General features: G+C 43.1%; 16 protein-coding genes. 8 read left to right on the forward strand and 8 right to left on the reverse strand.

The features are described 5' to 3' along the window. Positions 1-47 precede the first annotated feature (47 nt). The 8 genes from KYK27_RS02115 (at position 48) to KYK27_RS02150 (ending at position 9,864) form a co-directional block, all read left to right on the forward strand. On the forward strand, positions 48-1,520 hold the full coding sequence (locus KYK27_RS02115) for a sodium:solute symporter (protein WP_199108410.1): 1,473 nt from the start codon (positions 48-50) through the stop codon (positions 1,518-1,520). Between the two features lie 414 nt (positions 1,521-1,934). Further along, positions 1,935-3,752: an ABC transporter ATP-binding protein gene (locus KYK27_RS02120; RefSeq protein WP_199108411.1), complete on the forward strand. Its 1,818-nt coding sequence runs from the start codon at positions 1,935-1,937 to the stop codon at positions 3,750-3,752. A 136-nt stretch (positions 3,753-3,888) separates the two neighbouring features. Beyond that, positions 3,889-4,410 (forward strand): hypothetical protein, encoded by a 522-nt coding sequence (locus KYK27_RS02125; RefSeq protein WP_233150210.1) that lies wholly within the window; start codon positions 3,889-3,891, stop codon positions 4,408-4,410. Positions 4,411-4,511: 101 nt separating this feature from the next. Continuing rightward, complete coding sequence (locus tag KYK27_RS02130; RefSeq protein WP_199108412.1) at positions 4,512-5,378, forward strand: DUF2911 domain-containing protein; 867 nt, start codon at positions 4,512-4,514, stop codon at positions 5,376-5,378. A 73-nt stretch (positions 5,379-5,451) separates the two neighbouring features. After that, the gene (locus KYK27_RS02135) at positions 5,452-6,375 is read left to right on the forward strand and encodes a class I SAM-dependent methyltransferase (protein WP_199108413.1); all 924 of its coding nucleotides are present in this window, start codon (positions 5,452-5,454) and stop codon (positions 6,373-6,375) included. A 236-nt stretch (positions 6,376-6,611) separates the two neighbouring features. Then, positions 6,612-7,496 (forward strand): hypothetical protein, encoded by an 885-nt coding sequence (locus tag KYK27_RS02140; RefSeq protein ID WP_199108414.1) that lies wholly within the window; start codon positions 6,612-6,614, stop codon positions 7,494-7,496. A 407-nt stretch (positions 7,497-7,903) separates the two neighbouring features. Further along, positions 7,904-9,370: an ATP-binding protein gene (locus KYK27_RS02145; protein ID WP_199108415.1), complete on the forward strand. Its 1,467-nt coding sequence runs from the start codon at positions 7,904-7,906 to the stop codon at positions 9,368-9,370. Positions 9,371-9,429: 59 nt separating this feature from the next. Then, positions 9,430-9,864 (forward strand): response regulator, encoded by a 435-nt coding sequence (locus tag KYK27_RS02150; protein WP_199108416.1) that lies wholly within the window; start codon positions 9,430-9,432, stop codon positions 9,862-9,864. A gap of 24 nt (positions 9,865-9,888) precedes the next feature. On the opposite strand, the gene KYK27_RS02155 is transcribed toward KYK27_RS02150, so the two are convergent. From KYK27_RS02155 to KYK27_RS02190, 8 genes are all read right to left on the reverse strand, one after another. Further along, positions 9,889-10,485: a ribonuclease HII gene (locus KYK27_RS02155; protein WP_199108417.1), complete on the reverse strand. Its 597-nt coding sequence runs from the start codon at positions 10,483-10,485 to the stop codon at positions 9,889-9,891. A 147-nt stretch (positions 10,486-10,632) separates the two neighbouring features. After that, the gene (locus tag KYK27_RS02160; protein ID WP_233150211.1) at positions 10,633-12,207 is read right to left on the reverse strand and encodes a RagB/SusD family nutrient uptake outer membrane protein; all 1,575 of its coding nucleotides are present in this window, start codon (positions 12,205-12,207) and stop codon (positions 10,633-10,635) included. 18 nt (positions 12,208-12,225) lie between these two features. Further along, positions 12,226-15,366 (reverse strand): SusC/RagA family TonB-linked outer membrane protein, encoded by a 3,141-nt coding sequence (locus tag KYK27_RS02165; RefSeq protein WP_246594249.1) that lies wholly within the window; start codon positions 15,364-15,366, stop codon positions 12,226-12,228. Between the two features lie 1,159 nt (positions 15,367-16,525). Next, entirely contained in the window at positions 16,526-17,251 is a 726-nt protein-coding gene (locus KYK27_RS02170; RefSeq protein WP_199108419.1) for a hypothetical protein, read from the reverse strand. Positions 17,252-17,320: 69 nt separating this feature from the next. Then, positions 17,321-17,833, reverse strand: coding sequence for a lipid-binding protein (locus tag KYK27_RS02175; RefSeq protein WP_199108420.1), 513 nt, complete (start codon positions 17,831-17,833; stop codon positions 17,321-17,323). Positions 17,834-17,843: 10 nt separating this feature from the next. After that, a complete protein-coding gene (locus KYK27_RS02180) occupies positions 17,844-18,491 on the reverse strand; it encodes a DUF5011 domain-containing protein (protein WP_199108421.1) in 648 nt (215 codons plus the stop codon). 26 nt (positions 18,492-18,517) lie between these two features. Then, positions 18,518-19,951 carry a SusD/RagB family nutrient-binding outer membrane lipoprotein gene (locus KYK27_RS02185; RefSeq protein ID WP_199108422.1) on the reverse strand — a complete coding sequence of 478 codons (1,434 nt, stop codon included), beginning with the start codon at positions 19,949-19,951 and terminating at the stop codon, positions 18,518-18,520. A 21-nt stretch (positions 19,952-19,972) separates the two neighbouring features. Beyond that, positions 19,973-23,173 (reverse strand): SusC/RagA family TonB-linked outer membrane protein, encoded by a 3,201-nt coding sequence (locus KYK27_RS02190; RefSeq protein WP_199108423.1) that lies wholly within the window; start codon positions 23,171-23,173, stop codon positions 19,973-19,975. Positions 23,174-23,280: the final 107 nt, after the last annotated feature.

Raw genomic sequence — 23,280 nt, forward strand, 5'->3', positions numbered from 1 at the left:
CGTTATACTTTTGCTATATTTGTGGTTTACATCTAACAGACAGCCTTATGTCTTCTACCCTAATTATAAGCCTGATTATTGGCTACTTCCTTATTCTGATCACTATTTCCTGGTTCACGAGTAAGAACACCGACTCCGACACCTTTTTCCTGGCCAACCGACAGTCGCCGTGGTACATTGTAGCCTTTGGTATGATCGGCACCTCGCTTTCGGGTGTAACGTTTGTGTCAATTCCGGGGATGGTACAGAATGCGCAGTTCTCGTACCTGCAGCTGGTGCTAGGTTATCTACTGGGTTATTTTGTGATTGCTACCGTACTGATGCCGCTTTACTATAGATTGAACCTGGTGTCGATCTATACTTACCTGGAGCAGCGCTTCGGTTACTGGTCTTACAAAACGGGAGCTGCTTTTTTCATGCTTTCGCGCACTCTGGGTGCTTCCATCCGCTTGTTCCTGGTGGCAGGTGTGTTGCAGTTAGCTGTGTTTGATGATCTGGGTGTTCCGTTTGCGGTTTCGGTTATGATAACGATAGCGCTGATCTGGGTTTACACGTTCCGGGGTGGCATGAAAACCATTATCTGGACCGATACTTTCCAGACCACAGCCATGCTGATTGCGGTTGTTACCACCATCTGGCTTATTTCAGATGAGCTGAACATGGGCTTCCAGGGGATGATTGACAGTGTGCAGGCAAGCGATTACTCACAGGTATTTTTCTGGGATGTGAAAGACAGCAAGTATTTTCTGAAGCAATTCTTTTCCGGAGCTTTTATCGCGATCGTTATGACTGGCCTCGACCAGGACATGATGCAGAAAAACCTGAGCTGCAAAAATATTGGCGAAGCCCAGAAAAACATGTTCTGGTTCAGTATTATACTGGTGTTCGTAAATATGCTTTTCCTTACGCTGGGCGCTTTGCTTTACATTTATGCTAACACGAAAGGCATAACTCTGCCAGCTAAAGGTGATGATGTGTTCCCGTTCCTGGCACTTAACCACTTCACGCCATTCCTGGGTATCGTGTTCATTTTAGGTATCATTGCTATTACCTACGCTTCCGCCGACTCTGCGCTTACTGCTCTTACAACATCCTTCTGTGTCGATTTCCTGAACTTTAGTGAGCGATCGGAGCACGAGCGCGTGCGTTTACGCTACATTGTGCACTTCGGGGTTTCGGTAGTGATGGTGCTGGTGATTATCGCCTTTGATATTCTGAATTCTGAAAGTGTGATAACAGCTGTATTTAAAGTGGCCGGCTATACCTACGGGCCATTGCTGGGACTTTACACCTTTGGCCTTTACACCAAGCGCGCCATCCGCGACAAATATGTACCGGCTATCTGTATCGTCGCCCCAATTCTTACCTACATTATCAGTTACAATTCTGTAGAGTGGCTCTATGGGTATGAGTTCGGTTTTGAAGTGCTGATCCTGAACGGCTTCCTGACATTTGTTGGTTTATTCGCCATCTCATCCGGCAAAACAGACGATCTGGAACTGGCGCAAGAGCAAGCTTAATTTAGTTAAAGAGTTTGGGCGTTAAAGAGTTTAGGAAGCGAGAATTACATCAATTATGGCGCGAGCCTCCTGGCTCGTGTCGAACTATAGCAGGGGCCTCTGGCCCTTACCGAAATTTATAGTCTGTTACATATTCACTGAATTTTGAAATGTGTAAAAATGGGCGGGACGCCCAACTATAGTTCGACACGAGCCAGGAGGCTCGCGCCATGCTATTTTAACTTTCTAACTTCACTAACTCATTCCCCTAAACTCTAAAACTCCCAAACTCTTTAATTCTATAACTCTTTATTGCTTACCTTTGCAGGAGTGTAAATTGGGCAACTTTAAACCTAAGCAAAAGGTATCAGTTAAAACCAATCCGGCTACCTAACTATAGGGGCTTTTCAAAATTAAGTAACGCACAGTACATTAATGGCAAAACGCGGATTCGGGCAAACAGGAGCGCAGGACGGCGAAGAACGAAAGAAGATCACAAAGGAAAGCTTTCAACGCGGGCTCCGCATTTTCAGCTACGTATTACCTTATAAATTCAAATTTATAGTTGGGCTTGGGTTCCTGCTGTTCTCCAGCCTTACCTTTATGGCCTTCCCGTACCTGGTAGGTCAGCTATTCGATTCTGCTACGGGCAACTCAACAGGCATTCTGACAAACATCAACGTCATAGCGATGGGGCTGTTTGGAGTTATATTACTACAGGGTGTTTTCTCATTTTTCAGGGTGTACTTTTTTGCGCAGGTAAGCGAGAATGCCGTGGCCGATATCCGTAGGGATCTGTACAGCAAATTCATGCAACTTCCGATCTCATTCTATGAGAAACGCCGTGTAGGTGAAATTACCAGCCGTATTACAACAGATGTAGCCCAGGTGCAGGATGCCATGTCTATCACGCTGGCAGAGCTTTTCAGGCAGTTTACCACGCTTATAGTTGGTGTCATCATCATCATGTGGACGTCCATTAAGCTGTCGCTGTTTATGCTGGCCACTTTTCCGGTGCTTATAGTGCTGGCGATGGTCTTTGGCCGCAGAATAAAAACACTATCCAAAAAAACGCAGGACGAGCTCGCAAACACCAACGTTATAGTTGAGGAAACGCTGCAGGCTATAAACACGGTGAAAGCATTTACAAACGAGATGTTTGAAGTAAACCGCTACCGTACTACCCTGGCAAAAGCAGTTAAAACAGCTATAACTACAGCAAATTACCGTGGCGCCTTCATCTCCTTTATCATCATCGGCCTTTTTGGTGGTATCATACTCGTTATCTGGTATGGCGCTACGTTGGTAGCAAATGGCGATATCAATCAGGGCGACCTGGTTTCGTTTGTACTCTACACAGCCTTTATCGGAGCCTCTGTTGGTGGTCTGGGCGAACTATACGGTAAAGTACAGTCAGCCTTAGGAGCCACAGAACGTATTTTAGAGATACTGCAGGAGCAGGAAGAACCAACGGATAAGAGCCTTCGGGCCCTGAGCCAGGTACCGCGTGTGCAGGGCAATATCACTTATCGTAATGTAGCATTTTCCTACCCTACCCGCCCGGATATCCAGGTACTGAAAGACATCAGCTTTGAAGCACGAGCCGGTGAAAAAGTGGCTGTAGTTGGCCCAAGTGGTGCCGGTAAATCAACCATTATACAGCTACTGATGCGCTTTTACGATGTGCAGGGCGGCAGCATAACTGTTGATGGCAAAGACCTGCGTAGCATGGACCTAACCACGCTACGTGGAAATATTGGTATCGTGCCTCAGGAAGTGTTGCTGTTTGGCGGAACTATAAAAGAGAATATTGCTTATGGCCGTCCGGAAGCTACGGAGGCTGAAATTATAGAAGCTGCCAAAAAAGCCAACGCCTATAACTTTATCGAGTCGTTCCCGGAAGGCCTGGATACATTGGTTGGCGAACGCGGCATAAAATTATCGGGTGGCCAGCGCCAGCGTGTGGCCATTGCCCGTGCTATACTTAAAAACCCTGTTATCCTTATACTCGACGAAGCAACCAGTTCGCTGGACTCTGAATCAGAGCAACTGGTGCAGCAGGCCATGGATGTGTTGATGAAAGACAGAACCACGATCATCATTGCGCACCGCCTGGCAACTATAAGAAAAGCAGACAAGATATTGGTGATTGATGGCGGTGAAATTGTGGAAGAAGGCTCGCATGAGCAGCTTTCTGCAAACGACAACGGTATTTACGCCAACCTGCTCAGACTACAGTTTGAGCTCAGCTAACGTTTACTTATTGATTCCCTGAAAACCTGTCGGAGCTTCCCCGGCAGGTTTTTTTATGCGCTGGCATACTTAATATTATATTTTTCGTATGTTCGATGCAAATTCACACCTATAGTTAACGGTTAGCCGCTTCTAGATGCATTTCAACCTTTTTCGCGCTTTTATAGTCTTATTGCTGCTGCAAGCTCCCTTTATAGTTCATGCGCAGGAGTTCACTCAAAACATTCGGGCCAAACTTTCGCTTTATGTTGAGGCAGGCGGTAACTCCGACAGCTATTCTATAAACATTGACCATATTTTATACCAGCGGGATGCTTGGAAGGGCGGATTAAGAGCAGGTCTGGGCACCAACCTGTTTTTTATGGAAGAAGAACCCGGCGTGTACCCTGTAGTACCTCTGGAAGCTTATGCGATGGTGGGTAAAGCCCGTAACCATTTCGAGTTTGGCCTGGGTTATACCAAACGCTTCACTGATGCCCCTGAACTGTTACAGAACATGTACTTTGCACGGTTAGGATTCCGGTACCAGGTACCCAAAGGCGGATTGCTGGTGCGGGCAGGTCTTACACCATTTATTTCCCCGGAAGGCAGGGATGAGAAAACCGGGAGTTTAGCTTTGGTACCACGTTTTGGGTTAAGCATAGGGCGCAGCTGGTAAACTATAGTTGCAGCAAACAGACCGGAATTAAACTTTACAGGCAACTTAATTTTGACTAATTTCACACACCAAACTATAAACCTCCAATAAAGTATAAACTCATGAAAAAGACACTTATCGGCTTAGCATTTTCTGCAGCCATGTTAGTTGGCGCAAGCACTGTACAAGCCCAGATCGAAATCCCTGCTGCCAGCCCTGCTGCTACCGTAACCCAGAAAGTTGGCTTAACCGATGTTTCTGTTTCTTACTCGCGCCCGTCGCTGCGAGGCCGCACTGTTGGTAAAGATGTAGCTATCTATGGCGACATGTGGAGAACTGGTGCTAACAGCCCAACCCTGATCAAGTTTAACGACGACATAACCATACAGGGCAATAAGGTACCTGCCGGCGAATACGTGCTGATGAGCATACCTGCACAAAACGAGTGGACTGTGATCCTGCACAAAAATAAGGAACTGTGGGGTAACAACGATGCAAAGTATGATCAGGCTAATGACCAGCTTCGCTTTACTGTAAAGCCACAAACCAACCCGCGAACTATAGAATCCTTTACTATCAACTTCGCTAACCTGAAAAGCAACAGCGCTGATGTAGAGTTACTATGGGGCAAAGAGATCGCCAGCTTTACCATTACCACTGATGTAGATAGCAAAGTGATGGCCCAGATACAGGAGAAAGTAGTAAACAGCAAAGAGGTTTCGCCAAACACATATGCGGCAGCTGCATCGTACTACATGAGCGCCAACAAAGACATGAAGCAGGCGCTGGATTGGATGAAAAAAGCCAATGCCAAAGATGCCAAGTTCTGGAACCTGCATGCACAGGCTAAAATTCAGGCTAATTTAAAAGACTATAAAGGTGCTATAAAAACCGCAGAACAGTCTATAGAACTAGCTAAGAAAGCAAACAACCCGGAATATGTACGTATGAATGAACAGGCCATTGCAGAGTGGAAAAAAATGAAGTAATACCTGTTTAGCTAGATACCATAAGCCTCTGCCCTGGCAGGGGCTTATTTTTTATATTTAACCCAAACTATAGTTGAAAGACCAAGACGAAAAACAACATTCAGAAGAGCACCTGGGCCCTGCCCGCGAATACTGGTGGAACGACGATTACCTGGAATTACTGGCCCAGCGCCTTCACCTGCCTTATTGCCAGACTTTAGTGGATATTGGCTGCGGCAAGGGTATGATGGGCTTTAAGTTCTCGAAGTACATGCCCGATGGCAGCAATGTTATAGGCGTAGATTATGAACCGGGCTATATAGCAGAGGCACAACAACGCGCGCACAGCCAGTTCGGACACAACCAGATCAACTATAAATTCAGCGTAGGTAACGCTACTGACATTCCGCTACCCGATAACATTGCCGACATTACCCTTTGCCAGACCTTATTGATACACGTTAAAAACCCGCAGCGTGTAATCCAGGAAATGATACGCGTTACCAAACCGGGTGCCTGGGTAGTGGCTCTGGAGCCCAATAACCTAGTGCCCAACCTGATGTTCGACCGTTACGGCGAAACCGATTTTAACGTGGAAGGCATGCTGGACGTGCTGGAAATAAAGCTCCGCATAGAAAAAGGCAAAAAAAACCTGGGCGAAGGCTTTAACTCACTGGGCGATGTTGTCCCGGACCTGTTCCTGAAAGCTGGCCTGCGCGACATTAAAGTCTGGATATCGGATAAAGCACTGTCTATCATCCCGCCTTACGATACCCAGGAAAAGATATTGCGGGTAGAACAGATGATGCAATGGATTGAGACCGAAGCCATGGGTTATGATTACCAGGACAACCTGAACTATTACATGGCAGGCGGCGGCGAAAAAGATAAATTTGATGCCTACTGGGAAAAGCTGCTCTACAATAAAATAACTATGAAACAGAAACTGCTGAATGAGGAATATGTCTCGGCAGGTGGTAGTTTGGTGTATATAGTGGCTGCTCAGAAGCCGCGGTAATTTGCATGTGAACTATAGTTGCAAACTTGTCACATACAAAGACACAACTTCTGCCTACTTGGATATAGTCGGCAAACTATTGAGCTTCTATCTCTGAATTACTTTAGATGCTTGCAATAGCGTAAACCTATTGCCTGTCATTAACTTATTGACGCTTTCCATAATATATAGTAAGTTTAATATTAGTTTTACGAATCAATCGTCAGAAACTTTTATCTAAACCTTTATCATATATTATGAAAACATTACTTACTTCAGTATTGCTTGCTCTGCTTATTTTAACGGGTTGCAGTAAATCAGACGACCCTGCTCCCTTGCCAAAAATTAAGAGTGTTTCTTCTTATATGTACAATTATGACATTGAAGGTAATCTAATTGAAAATAGAAGACTTGCCTGGTCTCAGGAAGTTTATGATGTAGAAGGTGTGCTTTTGAAAAAGCAGTACCGCAAAGCACATTATTTAACTGATCATGAAAACCCTCTGTTTACAGAGAACAATACATACGAAAATGGTCTGCTTATTAAAAAGGAAATATTAAGATCTGACTACCCGACCCATAATACTTATAACAAATACTTATATGTAAATGGCACTCTGAACGGTTACGATTATTATTCAATTTCAGGTGGTACTCACTATTTACTTAAAAAGTACAGATATGAGTATATTACAGGCAACAACCCAAGCAAAATGCTGATTAATGATTATCCTTTTGATGAAGCCCCTGCTATTTATGAGTATGCCTATGATAGTCATGGTAATAAAATCAGGGAACATATATCGGGCAATAGTGCCATCAAAGGAACTTACGAATGGGAATTTGATGCTTATAATAACCAGACAAAAGAAATATTTACACGCTCATGGGGGACCTACTCGACATCGACTATATCTACCTATAAATATGATGCTACCAACAAGATAGCTGAAAAGTTAACGCATTATTCAACAGACTTTGGAAATTACATTTACGATTACGGTTCTTATAAATATATCTATGAGTATGACAAAAATGGATTACTAAAAACTGTAAATATCTTTTATCTTAACAAAGATGTTACAAATGGTGAATTCAGATTAGACGCAGAACTCCGGTATGAATATGAATTCAACAAATAACCTGGTGAGTTAACTTTAGTAAAATAAGTTGATTAAAGATACCGAGAGACTAAACTACAAATTAGTAAAGTCAAAAGGTTTACAGTAAGTCCTGACATAACTATAGGTGTGTCAGGACTTATCTTTTATAATTAAAAAGGTGCAATTTATTTTTCAAATAAGTGTAACCCCAAACCCAAAGTCCCGTACACAACGGACACTGTTTTTAGCCAAACCAAATCAACATCATGCTTTTCTACCCGCACCTTTATCATAAAACACCGCTTTCTGCAAAACTCCATAGCCGTGAGGTTATCGAAAATTTTATCCTATAATTCTTATATTTGTTCAACAGCCTTTCCTGCTCCTTAATACAAGGCGGCTATCCTGTTGATTATCAGACATTACGCAGAAAGTAAATCTCTTACATGAAATTATCTGTAAAGCTGTTTGTCGGGTTCCTGCTTATCTCGGCACTGTTCACAGCTGTGGCTATAGTTAACTTCCGGCTCTCGGAAGATGTAAATGCAAACTCAGACTGGGTGACACGTTCACAGGAGGTGGTGCGTAACTCGGCATCCCTGCAACGTAACATTATTGATATGGAAACCGGTATCCGGGGCTTTTTGCTGAACGGTAACGAAACTTTCCTGAAACCTTATACCCAGGCAAAAGAACAAATGCCAGCTCTTTTCCAGGATCTGTCAGAATATACGACCTATACAAAAGACCAGACACAAAAGCTAAAGCATATTATGAGTATGCAGAAGCGTTGGGAATTAGACTATGCAGAGCCTTTGATTAGGATTACAAGGGCAGACCTGGCCGATAGCACCTTAACAGATATAACTTCAAATGTAGAGACCCTGCTGATGGGCGAAAAAACCCTGATGGACTCGTTACGTGTTGCCTTCAGGGATTTTAATGCTTACGAGTACAAAGTGCGGGCAGACCGGCTTACCCGACTTAACAGCAGTATTGAGAACACACGTCAGGTATCCACTATACTAACTATAATTTCTGTAGTGCTGGGCCTAAGCTGGGCTTACTATATTACCCGTCTTATTACCGGGCGTATCATGATAATGGTAAACCTGGCCGATAAGATCTCGAAAGGAGAATATAAAACACAGATAATTGATACAGCCAATGATGAGCTAAGCATGCTCTCACGTTCCCTTAATATGATGGCTGCTACTATTGATGAGACTTTCTCGGAACTGGACAGGAAGAACAAAGAACTGGACCAGTTTGCCTATGTGGTATCGCATGACCTGAAAGCACCCTTGCGTGGCATAGAAGTAGCGTCGAGGTGGGTAGAGGAAGACATGGGACGTAGCCTTCCTGACAATGTAAAAGAATACCTTGTAATGATGCGGGCCAGGGTACACCGCATGGAAAATCTTATTAATGGTATACTGGCCCTTGCGCGCATTGGCCGTACAACCCTGATCGAGGAACAAGTAGTGGTTCACGAACTGGTAAAGGAAACTATAGATCTGCTCTCATTACCTGATAATTTTAAGGTAACCATACCCGATAATCTACCTGTTCTGTATACAGCCCGCGTACAGTTACAACAGGTTTTTTCGAACCTGATCAGTAATGCCGCAAAGTATAACGATAAAGCGGAAGGCAGCATAACTATAGGTTGCCAGGAGGGCGAGGAATTCTATACGTTCTCTGTTTCTGACAATGGTCCTGGCATAGATAAAGACTACCACGAGCGCATTTTTGTAATTTTTCAGACTTTACAGGAAAGAGATGCTGTGGAAAGTACTGGAGTAGGCCTGGCCATCGTTAAGAAGATTGTGGAATGGCAGGGCGGCACCATCCGGATTGACTCTGAACCTGATAATGGTTCAACTTTTACATTTACTTGGCCTAAAAAGTAGAAGTTAAGACCGGGATTTCCTACTTTTGTAATTGAGCACCCTATTTACATTTTTAAATAATGAGTGAAAAAATATTAAATATCCTTTTAGTTGAAGATGACTACCTGGATATTATGAATGTAGAGCGAGAGCTTAAGAAGATTGGATTAACACAACCACTGCACGTAGCGCGCAATGGCCGCGAAGCCCTGAAAATGCTGCGTGGCGATGGTGTTCCTAAAATTACCCCTGCACCTAAGGTTATACTGCTGGATATAAATATGCCGAAAATGAATGGCATGGAGTTCTTAACAGAATTGCGTCATGATCCTGAATTCAGCCATATCCCTGTTTTTATCATGACTACGTCAAATGAAGAAACAGATCGTATGGCCGCTCAAAAGTTACAGGTATCCGGCTATATTTTAAAGCCTTTGTCGTTCGAGAACTTCGATAATAACTTATCGTCCTTGGACAGCTTTACCCTTTTCCTGGATCTGATTAAGCTTAAATAACGCCCAACTATAGTTACCAACTGCTTAAACTGCGCTTAGCGGTTCAGGCAGCAGCGTAAAAGAAAGACGGTGGTGGTTGGTGGGCCCGTATGTTGCTATAGCACTGCGATGCTCTGTTGTAGGATAGCCTGCATTTCGCTCCCAGCCATACATACTAAATTCTAGGGCCAACTGCTCCATCAGGTCGTCGCGGTGCGTTTTAGCAAGCACAGATGCCGCCGCGATAGACAAATACTTTCCATCTCCTTTCACGATACAAGTATGTGGCACAATGCCATATGGTTTAAAGCGATTCCCGTCAACTATAAGGTATTCTGCTGTGTGGGTTAGAGCAGCTACAGCCCGGTGCATGGCCAGGAAAGTTGCCTGCAGTATATTTATTTCATCTATCTCAGTTGGCGAGGCCTCTCCTACTGCCCAGGCAACTGCATCCTGCAACACATCTTTGCGTAAGAGTTCGCGCTGTTTTTTATTTAGCTGTTTGGAGTCCTTCAGTAACTGGTGTTTATAGTCTGGGGGTAGAATAACTGCCGCCGCAACCACAGGCCCGGCCAAACAGCCACGACCCGCTTCATCTATACCAGCTTCCAGAACTGTACCGCTAAACGTTGAGAGTAACATAACCTATAAATGTGCGTCTGTTATACTTGCCTGAAACACAAAACTACTAAAAAAAGCTCCACGCACATTGCTAAAATTATCCAAAATAAGGCGCATAAAAAAGCCCGCTACAAGTGCAGCGGGCTTTTAAAACAAACTTATCTAAAATTAGTAACCAGGGTTCTGTTGTGCTTTTAATACTGGGTTTGATGTTGTCTCAGATGTTGGTATTGGCCATAGGAAGCGGTCATCACCATAAGGTATTGCAGGAATACTGGTAAACAGTGCAGGTCTCACTTCACCGCTTGCAGCAACCCAATCTGTAGCCTTTACAGCTCCATAAGCAACTTTTGCAGGGATACCAGAAACACCAAATTCAGCATTCTTAGCTAATCTGTGAATATCCTTCCAGCGTAACCCTTCTGCCACAAATTCAATTCTGCGCTCATTAATGATAGCCTGAGTTAAGGCATCACCAACAAGTGCTAAATCAATCTGGCTTGTAGATCTGCCTCTTACAGCCTTATAAAGTGCAAGTGCTTCAACTGGCTGATTTAAACGGGAATGCGCTTCTGCTTTGTTCAGTAACACTTCAGCATAACGAATAACCGGTGTATTATCAGACCAACCTGTCAGATCCTGGTATTTAGTGGTATACATTTCACCTCCAAAAGCAGAAAGAGCAAGGTTTGTTCTTCTCTTATCATCTGTAGGCCAGAAAGTCTGGTTCCAGATAACAGGGCTTATTGCAACAAGAGCACGGTTCTTTCCTGAATACATGTTAGCCAAGGCAGCGTTTGTGCCAGGGTTATCATCTGTTGAATTCAGGATAGAGAAGATAGACTCGCTATTACCTTTGTTGCCAGTAAATGGACCTTCAGGAGTAGCTGTTAAAGCATAGCCACCAACAGGGCTAGTGAATGTAGTAGTACCGGTAACAATTTTATTTGCTTCAGTAACTACACCACTCCAGTCTCTCATGTGCAGCTTTACTCTTGTTTTAAGCGCTATTGCAGCACCCTTAGAAGCTCTTGTTAAAGTTGCTGTAGTGATATTGTTTTCAGCAAAATCAAGATCCTCTAACAGGAAAGCATAACTTTCTTTAACAGTATGTCTGCCTTGTTTTTTAGCCTCCTCTATTCTGGTAGGATTATTAATGGCAGATCTTCTGTAAGGCACACCTGCATGTGAAGCATCTGCGGTGTGATTGTATGGTCTTGCAAAGTGAGTTAGCAACTCGTGATGTGCCAACGCTCTTAAGAATCTGGCTTCACCTTCGTACGACTTTGCCTTCTCTGCTGAAATAATACCAGCAGCCGCAGCAGTTTGTACCCCTTCTATCATTATATTGGCTTTATTGATAAGGCCATATAATGTCTCCCACATATACACATTGTTTAGTGTAGTAGTAGCGTTAAATGTACTCTCGTACGAAAAAGCGTAAAATGCCGCAACGTTTAGCATGTCTTCGCCTCTTACATCACCCTGCTGAATTGAGGCTGCCCCAAATGGATATCCACGTTGAGCACCGCTATAAAAGCCAGTCTGTGCAGCATCGTAAACGCCAAGCATAGACAGTTCAATTCTTTCAGCAGTTTCAAAAGCTGAAGCTTCTGTGATACGATCTTTCGGCAGCAGATCCATAGTCTCCTTTTCGCAAGACGTCATCATAACTGATAGCGCCAGCGAAGGAGCAAGCAGCGCCAGTCGCAGTTTATTTTTCAGATAAAAAGTATTTTTCATCGTAATTAAATTAATATTTTAGAAACCAAGGTTTAATCCTACTAGAACAACACGCTGCTGAGGGTTTGCATTAAAGTCAACACCTGTTGAAGTGAAGATTTCTGGATCTAGCCCCTTGTAACCTGTAATGGTAAATGCATTCTGCATCTGCGCATATACTCTTAAACGCTGTATTTTCACTCTATCAGTCAGAGCAGATGGAAGTGTATAACCAAGAGCAAGATTGCTTACTTTCAGGAAGTCTCCATCTTCAACGAAACGGGTTGTAGATTGTCCGTCTGCGTTGGCTGCTACGCCTCTACCCTGGTATAGACGAGGGGTTACCCCATCACCAGGTTTTTCCGGGCTCTGCCATCTGCCTAAGATCTCAGTACCATTGTTCTCAAAAGTCTGGTTTAATAAATCCTGACGAGTACGGTTCATGATCTTATTACCACCTGAGTAGCGTAAGAATACATTCAGGTCGAAATTGCCATACTTAAAGTTATTATCAAGTCCGCCAAACCACTTTGGCAGTGCACTACCTAGCACAACTTTGTCATCGTTCGTAAGTGTTCTTGATAGCTTCTGAACCTCAGCCTTCTCTGCAGGAGTAGTAAACGCCAGGTTGTTAGGGTTAGCAGGGTCATATACATAATATCCTGACAAACCAGTCTGAAGGCTCGACTGAACAAGGCTACCATCCGCTTTTCTATAGATTGGGTTACCATTTGCCTTGTTTACACCTTCGTAAACATAACCATAGATCGCGTTGAATGACTCACCAACTCTATTGATTGTGTAATCACCAATGATATCCTGGTTATTTACCAATGCTGTAACCTCATTGTTCTGCGTTGAGAAGTTCAGGTTGGCATTCCATGTGAAGTTTGATTTTTCAATAATAGATCCGTTAACAGAGAACTCCAGACCATCGTTTTTCATTGAACCGATGTTCATGTAGATCAGGTTACCAGGTAGACCAAGTGATGGTGGTTGAGGCGCCGCCAATACAACGTCTTTGTTATCTTTTCTCCAGTAAGCAGCTTCAAAGTTTAAGCGGCCATTGAAAAATCCAAGATCAATTCCTACATCGGAGATCTTTTGTGTTTCCCAGCTCAATTCATCGTTACCAGTGTTACTGTACGATATACCACTAGCACCACCATAAGGTCTAGGAGCAAACGAACCTAAATAAGGGAAGTTACCACCTACGATGCTTGAGTTACCAACTTCTGCATAGCTACCTCTGAACCTTAAGTCAGAAACGATGTTTGCGATCGCTGAACCTTTGAAGAAATCTTCTTCAGAAACTCTCCAGGCAGCAGATACGCCCGGGAAATAACCCCAGCGATTGTTCGGAGACAGTTTTGACAAACCATCTGCTCTAAGAGAACCTCCGATATAATATTTTCCTTTGTAGTTATAGTTGATACGACCTAAATAAGAAGAAAGGCCACTTTCACCAATACCACCAGAAATGTCTTTATTTGCTAAAGTACCGCTAACGATATTTTCTTTAAATAAGCGATCAGAGATCCCGCTACCAAAGGCATTGAAATAAGTTGATTTTGTTTTGTTATACTCTGCTACAGCTGTCACATCAATGTTATGCATATCATTGAATGATTTGTTGTAAGAAAGTATGTTTTGCCAGTTCCAGGTGCTGTAAGGAGAGTAATACTGATCGATATAACCATTTAATCCTCTACCGTCACCATGGCGAGGGTCCATATAACCGTAGTCTTCGCTCAGGGCTAAGTCAACACCTAGTGAAGTTCTTAAGTTAAGGCCTTCAATTATTTTGAAGTCTAAGAATGTGTTACCATTCGCGCGATAGCTTGCGGCTCTACGGATATTCTCTTTTAAGCTGAAAACAATGTTTGGCGTATTGTTATTGATGTGGATCAAGTTTGCACCTCTACCTAAGGCAGCAAGGTTTTTATCATCAATATTGTAACCAGTTTCATCAGCAGCATCATACACTGCAACGTTTGGCAACATGCGTATTACAGCAAATGTATTACCACCTAAGCTGTTAGAACCTGTTGACACACCGTTATTCAACTGATGCGTTAAACCTATATTTACACCAAAAGTAATGCGCTCAGAAACTTTCTGATCTAAGTTAGCTCTTAAAGAGTAGCGTTTCAGGTCGTTGGCAATAGCAATACCTTGCTGATCTGTATAACCCAGAGAGAAATAATATTTGCTACGGTCAGTACCAGCAGATGCTGAAATACTGTGGTTTTGCTGGAAGCCTGTTCTATAAACATAGTCATTCCAGTTTGTATTCGTATTATTTTTATCCATGAATGCCTGAGGAGCATTTCCTGCATTTGTATACTTTTCGTTTGCGATTTCTACAAATTGCTCAGCATTTAGTAAATCATGCAGTTTTACAGCCTTAGACCAGCCCGTATACATATCGTAATTTACTTTTACCTGTCCTTTTTTACCTTTTTTGGTTGTAACCAGGATTACACCATTAGACGCACGAGAACCGTAAATAGCTGTAGCTGCACCATCTTTCAATATCTCAAATGATTCAATATCATTTGGGTTGATATCGCCAAGTGCATTTGAAGAAGCATAAACGCCGGTATTACCACTAAGAGCTGGTACGCCATCAATAACTACTAAAGGGGAGTTACTACCAGATATAGAGTTTGTTCCTCTAATACGAATTACCGGAGGTGCTCCTAATATACCTGATGGTTGCTGCACAACTACACCAGATGCACGGCCTGCAAGTTGCTGGTCAAAGCTTGGAGTTGCCAGGTTAGCAATTTCAGCTCCCTTAACCTTTGAAATTGAGCTTGTTACATCCTTTTTTAACTGAGTACCATAACCAACAACAACAACCTCTTCCAGTTGCTTGCTATCTACAGCTAGTGTTGCGTTAATGGTAGTTGCACTACCAATTGCTTTCTCAACAGTGGTGTAACCTATAAAGCGGAAAACAAGTGTTTGAGCGCCTTCAGGCACATTAAGCGTATAGGATCCATCTGCAGTTGTTGCTGTACCAACCGATGTGCCCTTAACAATAACTGCCACTCCGGGCAATCCTAAAGAGGTACTCTGGTCAGTAACTGTACCAGACACAGTTCTACTTTGAGCAACTGCCTGGTTGAGCAGTGTTAGCGTCAAAATAAAACTCATGAGTAATAGTTTTCTCATTTAGTGTTTAATTTTAAAGTGAATAATAAAAAGGTTAGTTAGTAATTGTGTTAAGATTTTTATTAAAAGTATAGACAATACAATACCTGAGCACCTTTTTTGAAGGCACTAAACATTAATGTAACTGCTAGCAATCTGATGCATTACATCACACTGCCGTGTTATAGAATAAATTTATGAAGAGGTATGATGATTGCTTTACAATAGCAAATACATCATTTGTTACAGAGTTGTATTTGGAGCATTATTTTTCTTAATCACTTACTTTCATCGGGCGATAAAACTCCAAAACTTTGTCAATAATATTGACGATTTAATTGATAAGCAACTGTTAAGCAAAAAATATTTTCTCGACGAACAGATAAATTTTATCTACTAAATCAGTGTTATAACACACAAACAACTATTTATTCCTCCTATTATTAAGAAATGCACCTACTATAGACCCAGAATAACAGCACTTAAAACCTATTAATAATTATAACCGAAATAACAGTATATCTTAAAATAAACACCTGTAACATTAATAAATTATTATCTGGCTGAACGCTGCGAACTACATTCTTGAAACTTCACAATCTGTGAAGTGATCGCTTACCAGATAGGGACACTTTTATTTACCAGTATTCTTAGATAGTGTATGGAGTCGTCGTTAAAAATAGATTCTGTTACTTTAACACCCCACTTTTCGCGCCTGATAAAGAGCGCAAGATAGAGACAGTTGATGCTCCAAAAGCCCAGTGCTCTTTCATTAGGTCTGTTCGGGTTTGAAAAGTCGAGAGCGATAGATTCAGAAGATGATAAAAAGAACAATGTACTCGCTTTGCTTTCTAAAGTCAGACCCTATATTACACATCTATCACATTACGGAAACAAAGGCTAATTCGGGGCTGGACTGTACAAGTAAAGTTTGCAGAAAATACCTGGGACCTCTTTAACTCGTAACAACTTCGCTTCATTTATTCTTGTCTATAATCCTACTGCCCTGGCAACAACATACTGCAACATAAAACTGGGAAGAAAGCTCCTGACCTGTAATTGCTTTCAGCTAATATTGAAGAAGAAAAAAAGCTATTGAGCTCAATAGGCTTTTAAAGCAAAAAGCTTTTCCTTAAAAGGGCAAATACTATACAACCCGTGCCAGAGTAACAAACTTTGACTATAACGAACTATAGAATTCTAAAATGGCAATGGCGTCTTCTTTCTTATTCAGTTTCAGTTTTTTGGCTTTGGCATACGCCTTTACCCGATCAGCTTTATTCCCGAAAACAGAATAACTATCTTTCTCCAGTTCTGTAAGGTCGTTACCTCTTGCCAGGAATAACTTTTCTTTTTTTACCAGTTTATCTGTTTTGCTGCCCACATCAAACTGCGGCGAATAATCCGATCGCTTTAAATGTAACTCTGTGCGCATAAGCAGGTTTAAATCCGGGGAGGTTGCAAGCACTTTATAAAAAGTAGTATGTAACCCGGCTGCCACATCAGTATTGCTACCACTTACATAGAGAGCTTTTTTTGTTGGCTCCTGCAGCTCGAATTGCTTAATATACCGCCCCATCAGGGTTTTAACGCCATCTGCTGTATTTATTTCCATCACATCGTTTTTGATGTCATACTTCAGCTGTGCGTCCTGCAACACGTGTCCCGAGGAGGTATAAAGCGTTCCGGTAGTCCAGTTATCGTTAAGGTAAACTGTGCCTTCAGCATTTGCTACTCTAGTGTTTATCTCTCTTATGTTATCATAATTAACAATGGCAAACTGCTGATTATGGAAATATTCTCCGGGTGGCAAAGCTAACCGTTCTCCACGCTGTGCAGAAGCTGTGCCTATAGCGCAAACTATACTTAGCAATATAAGGCCGGGTAAAAGTTTTATAGTTCTCATAGGGTAATCTGTGGTTATAAAGTATAAAAAAAGGGGCAAAACGCCCCCTCTTTTAGAAAGACTTTTCTGTTAAAATTCATCTTCCAGGAAACCGGTACGCCTGTGACCCGAAACAACGTAGGTTAATCCGGTATCATCGTCGCCAAAAGCAACTTCAAAATAGATGCTGTCCGTCTTTACTCCTGTTCTGGATTCTCCGCCTCCAATAATGATCTTGCCATTATTAATAATTACTCCATTGGAGTCGTAGTATAAATTATCACCGTTCGGCGCTGAGAAAGTTCTTTCAGCTTTATTCACACCTACTATTGTTTTATATTCCCAGAAATTACCAAGGTCATCTACTATCATAGAGTCAACTGTATTTCCGGAAGTATTGTAAGTTATTAATGGTGAATAACCTACCCCATACACATCAACCAGGTCTCCGGTTCCTGATGTATCTGCCTTATAGGTTACATACCATTCGCCAGCCATATCACCAATGGCGGTCATTTCTATTTCCGGATCATCCCTTTCGCAGGAACTGAGTGCACCAAGCAGAAAGAGCAGTGCTATAATATATGTATATCTGTTTTTCATAACATTATCCTTAAAGTCTTTCAAAAGTTCGCAGAGCAGTACCGTACCCAGGGTTTATTACAACCCAGCTATATTGGCTAGCCGAATTGCCTACCGGCACATAAGATCCATCCTCAATAGAGAATACCCCCCCACCTGCAACTTCTTGTGCTGGCGCGACCAACGTAGTTCCTTCAGTATTGAAGAAATGAATGGTTGTGGATGGCCCCGGCACTGCTACACCGCCAACGTTGTCGGTGGTGTAATGGCCGGGCCCAAGCTTTATAACTGTAGATACACCAAGTGCACCAGCAGTTCTCTGGTACATCCCACTCAGGTCTACATCAGTTACAGCAGAATCTATAACCCCTATATATCTGCTGACAGATACTGTGAAACCATCTTTGTTGGTAGCCGAGTAAGTTATAGTATAAACGCCTGGCGTACTGGTATCAACAGAGCCCACTGTTGTAATCTCAGAAGGTTCTCCAGCTTCGGTGGCTGTTACAGCTGAATCAGTGTAAGTATCTCCGACAAAAACAGTCTGAAACTGTTCTCCTTCCATTTCAAACACAGGATAAAACGTGATAGTGGAGATATCTTCTGTATCCTTATCGCAGCTTACAAACAGGCACGCTGCAAAAAGTGCAAAAAAGTATAATATCTTATTTCTTTTCATGATTTCTAAGATTTAGATCTTTACAACTATTTAATATCCCACCAGATCGGCGTTGTAATTGGTACAGGCGTCTGCGGTGCGTTCGGGTTACGCTGCGACACAATGTTCGGCAACGGAAGCCGTTTAGCAAATACACCACCAGTTACACCTTCTACCGGGTAATCAAAGAAATCAGGATATCCTGTTCTGAGCTGTTCAAAATAAGCTTCCAGGCCTTGGTAAGTGCCAGCCAGTGCAACCCACTTTTGGGTAATGATAGCCTTTAACTGCTCTTCAAAACCACCTCCCGGAAAAGGATATCTGCCCCCTCTATCAACACCTAATTGCGCAAAAGAGGCATCTACACCTGCATTATAAAGTGCTGCCGCATCTCCGGTTCCCCATCCTCTAAGTACAGCCTCTGCCTGCAAAAAGTAACTCTCAGCTTCTGATATAAAATAAACAGGAGCGTCCGGCTCTATTAAAGCTCTGGAAACTGATAAAGGGTCCAGTTGTGCTGTTGTTGCATTAAATGTACCCTGTTGCTGCCCTTTATAGCCACCTGATGTCGCTTCCCGGTAAAGTGCCTGTAATCTGGGGTCGGTATTCTCTTCCAGGAATTCAAAAAGCGTAAGACTTGCTTTCAGGTTTTGGTTTGTGTTAAGCGCAGTACTTTGGTCCATTTCATATAGTGGATTCCTTCTGCTGGTAACATCCTCAAATATGTCCACGTTGGCAGATGTATCTAAAAACTCAGCTCCGGCAGCATACATTTCCTCAATACCGGCCTGTGCTACATCAGGGCGTGCTTCTGACTGGCGAATGAATATTTTAAGTTTAAGCGTATTTGCAAAACGTACCCATTGTTCCATATCGCCACCAAAAACAACATCGTTTTCTGACAGGCCTGAACTGGCGCTTCCTTCAGGAATTTCCTGCGCCAGTGCAAAGTTTATTCTGGCTATCAGAGTGTCATATACCTCTGGTCCGGGCCTGAAAACCGGATTAACATTGCCCTGATTCCCTTGCAGGGCTTCATCAATAGAAATATCTCCATACAAATCTGTAAGTACCTGGTAAGTGTAAGACTGCATAACGGTAGCCATAAGGTAGGCATCCCACTGGCCTGCAGTGCGCGACCTGTCTCTGATTACCTGATAGTCGTTTAAGGCTCCTGAGTACAACTCTGTATACCTGCCGGCAAACGTCGTATTGGTAGAGATAATGTTGTAAGAATCTATATCCTTGTACTGGTTAGAAGCATTGTTTTGTGTATAATACTGTGACCATAACCCGCCAAGGATAGCATATTGCCCGCCAACTGTACCAGCTGTTGAAATTACCGCAGCCGGAAATAACAGCTCTACTGGTGCGTTGATAGGGTTATTCGGGTCAGTGTTCACATCCAGAAAATCATCGCAGGAGGTCGTAGCGAACAGCATTGCCATGATAGCTCCGATATATTTGATTGCTCTTTTCATGTTCTTCAATTTTAACTGTTCTTAGAAACCAAATTTGAGGCTCAAGCCGAAGCTTCGTGTAGTAGGACCGCCTGCAAACTCGCCAAACTCACTGAGCAGGTCATTACCAAATGTGGTAGACTCTGGGTCAATGATATTATTGTTATCCGGAGTCCAGACAAACACGTTCCTGGCTACGAAACTGATATTGGCATTGCTGAATGGTGTGCGCTCAATAAATGTAGTTGGCAGATTGTAGCCTAAGGTAAGCTCACGCATTTTCAGGAAATCTCTTTCGCGCAGGTGGTCCCGTTCAATTGGCGGGTTACTGCTTGGGTTCCAGTAATCTACCACGTGATCGGCTTCTATTGGCGTAGTGTTAGGCACGGTTACCAGGTCCCCTTCTCCATTCACATCTGGTACTCCATCTTCATCAGCATCTACTGTTACCACCGAGTTAGGCACAATAAATGGCAGGCGGTCGTTATACAAGGTGTTGGTTGAGTTACCCACAAACTGCGTTAGGCGCTGGGTATAAGAATAGAACAAGCCTCCTTTTCTATAGTCGAAACCGAAAGACAGAGAGAAGTCTTTATAGTTAAAGGTATTATACAAGCCCATTGTAAAATCAGGCTGCGCAGTACCAAATTTAACTTCTTCGCCAGCCAAAGGATAACCAGTTGCAGGGTTAACAATAATACGGCCTTGTGAGTCCCGCTGGTAATCTATTCCTCTGAACACACCCAGTGGCTCTCCTTTTTCAGCAACAAACCTGATACCAAAAACACTAGTCAGTAATACTTCGTCAAGCCCTTCTTTCAGTTCGGTAACTTCGTTATCATTTTTTGTGAAATTATAGCGTACATCCCAGCTGAAATCACCTGCTTGTATCGGTGAACCAGACAACAACAGCTCCACACCTCTGTTTCGTACTTCACCAAAGTTCTGTATCTGTGTGGTAAAACCTGAAGTTGGGTCTACCGGAACTGCAAGAATCTGATCAGTTGTCTTTCTGTTGTAGAATGCAAGGTCAACGTTCACCCTGTTTTCAAAAAAGCCAAGGTTTGTACCTACTTCCATTTCAGTAGTAATCTCTGGTTGTAATTGTCTGTTACCTATCTGGTTCGATAACTCGAAAGCGTTGATACCTGCAATTGGGAAGTTAATAGTACCAAAACCTAGTCCTGTACCACCAGGTACAAACACCGGATCAATACTATAGACTGGTGCATCGTTACCTGCTTGTCCCCATGATGCCCTGATCTTACCATAGGATAGTGCAGATGGCAGGTCAGTGAACATATCAGAGAATACCCAGGCTACGTTAGCTGCCGGATAGAAAAAGGAGTTATCATTTTTTGGAAGTGTAGATGACCAGTCGTTTCGCGCACTTAGAGTAAGGAACAGGTAGTCCATGAAAGAGAATTCTGTCTGGCCATATACCCCGATTAACCTGCGCTGTTGTGTTAAGGTAGTTGCAGTTACCGGGTCTGTAGTATTTGACAAGTCAAAGAAGTCTGGTATACTTAGGTTGGTGATAGAAGCTGTGGTATTCTTACCATACCGCTCGTTCACGTTAAAACCAGCCAGTGCATTTAAATGTATATTCTCAGTCAGGTCATTGTTTGTTGAGGCAATAATATCTGAATTCAACTCTCGGGCCAGTGTGTTTATTTCAGCCACAAAACCTTCTGACGGGCTGGCAGTTGCATTCGGGCTGCCTGGGGTATAATCATAAGGCCTGATCCAGTCTTTCAGTACACCTGCTGCAACATCACCACCACCTCTTGCCGATAATGTTAACCAGCTATTCAGCTTATAGTCTAATGTAATGTTACCGAAGAAGCGGTTTTCTTCCAGGTCGTTGCCATTCATTTTAAGCGGCCAGTACGGGTTCTGCGCATAAAGCGTAAAGTAGTTATCGTTTGTGTTGAACGGGTTGTCCAAATCTTCGAAGTCAACTATACTTATATCGCGCGGAATCTGGATAATCTCCTGGAAGAGTGTGGTACCTCCACCTCCCTGGCCAGTAGTAACTACTGAGGCATCTTTACGAACATAGTTAAGGCTGGAAGAAGCAGATAGTTTTTCTCCTTTGGTCGAACCTCTCAAGGCTACAGTATTACGGTCATACTGGTCAGCATTGGTCGGGATGATGCCATTTTCTGTAGCGTTACTATAAGACAGGTAATAAGTAGACTGCTCTGAGCCACCACTCACCGATACTGTATTCAGGTAAGCCTGGCCTGTTTCAAAGAAATCTTTCAAGTTATCTTCCTGGGCTACAAATGGCTTTAACTGCTGTGAGTTATTTACCACGTTACCCCATACACGCTGTCTGCCATCGAATTTAGGGCCCCAGCTGCCATTTTCTTCAAAGGCAAATCTAGCGCTCCAGCCTTGTCCGAACCTGTTCTGCAACTGTGGCAAAAACAGTGGTCTGGATAAGGTGGCCGAACTGGTAACTTCTATTTTTGGTTTTTCGCCAGCCTGACCTCGCTTAGTAGTGATAAGTATCGCTCCGTTTGCTGCCCGTGATCCGTAAAGCGAGGTAGCTGCAGCTCCTTTAAGTATAGTTATAGAGGCTATATCGTCGGGGTTAATGTCATTGGCGCGGTTACCAAAGTCCTGGGTTCTGTTTACGCCACCAGCTGAATAGTTACCCGAACCGTTTGTAATTGGTGTACCATCCACCACATAAAGCGGGTTGTTATCACCACCTATAGAACTATAACCGCGAAGTATAACCTTGGTTGAGGCTCCAGGTTGACCGGAAGCAGTGGTAATGTTTACGCCTGCTACTTTACCCTGTAACGAGTTCATAGGGCTGGTTGCCCTGGCTCTTGTTATTTCTTCGCTCTGCACTGTACTGGCAGAGTAGCCCAAAGAGCGTTCTTCACGCTCAACACCAAGAGCAGTTACAACCACTTCCTGTAATTGCTGTGCATTAACGCCGAGGGCCACATCTATAGTTGATGCATTGCCAATTTCTCTTGTAGTAGTTTCGTATCCGATATATCGGAATTGGAGAGCGGTGCCACCCGCGGGAACGTTAATAGTATAAGCACCTTCAACGTTGGTAGATGTACCAACTGTAGTGCCTTGTACTATTACAGCTACTCCCGGAAGGGGCTGGCCGGTTGCCTGGTCAGTAACTTTACCAGTAACCGTCCTGCCTTGTGCAAACGCCTCTTGAGATAGGGTGAGCAACATGACAAGACTCAGTAGTATTAGTTTTTTCATTTGCCTTCATAGTAATTTTAGTAACGGAGTGAAAAGCAGTTAACACGAGTTAAACCACTTCGGCTCAACACATTGCTGAGGAAGTGTTTAGTCAGAGAAGCTCAAGT

The organism is Pontibacter populi, assembly GCF_019336435.1.
Lineage (GTDB): Bacteria > Bacteroidota > Bacteroidia > Cytophagales > Hymenobacteraceae > Pontibacter > Pontibacter humidus.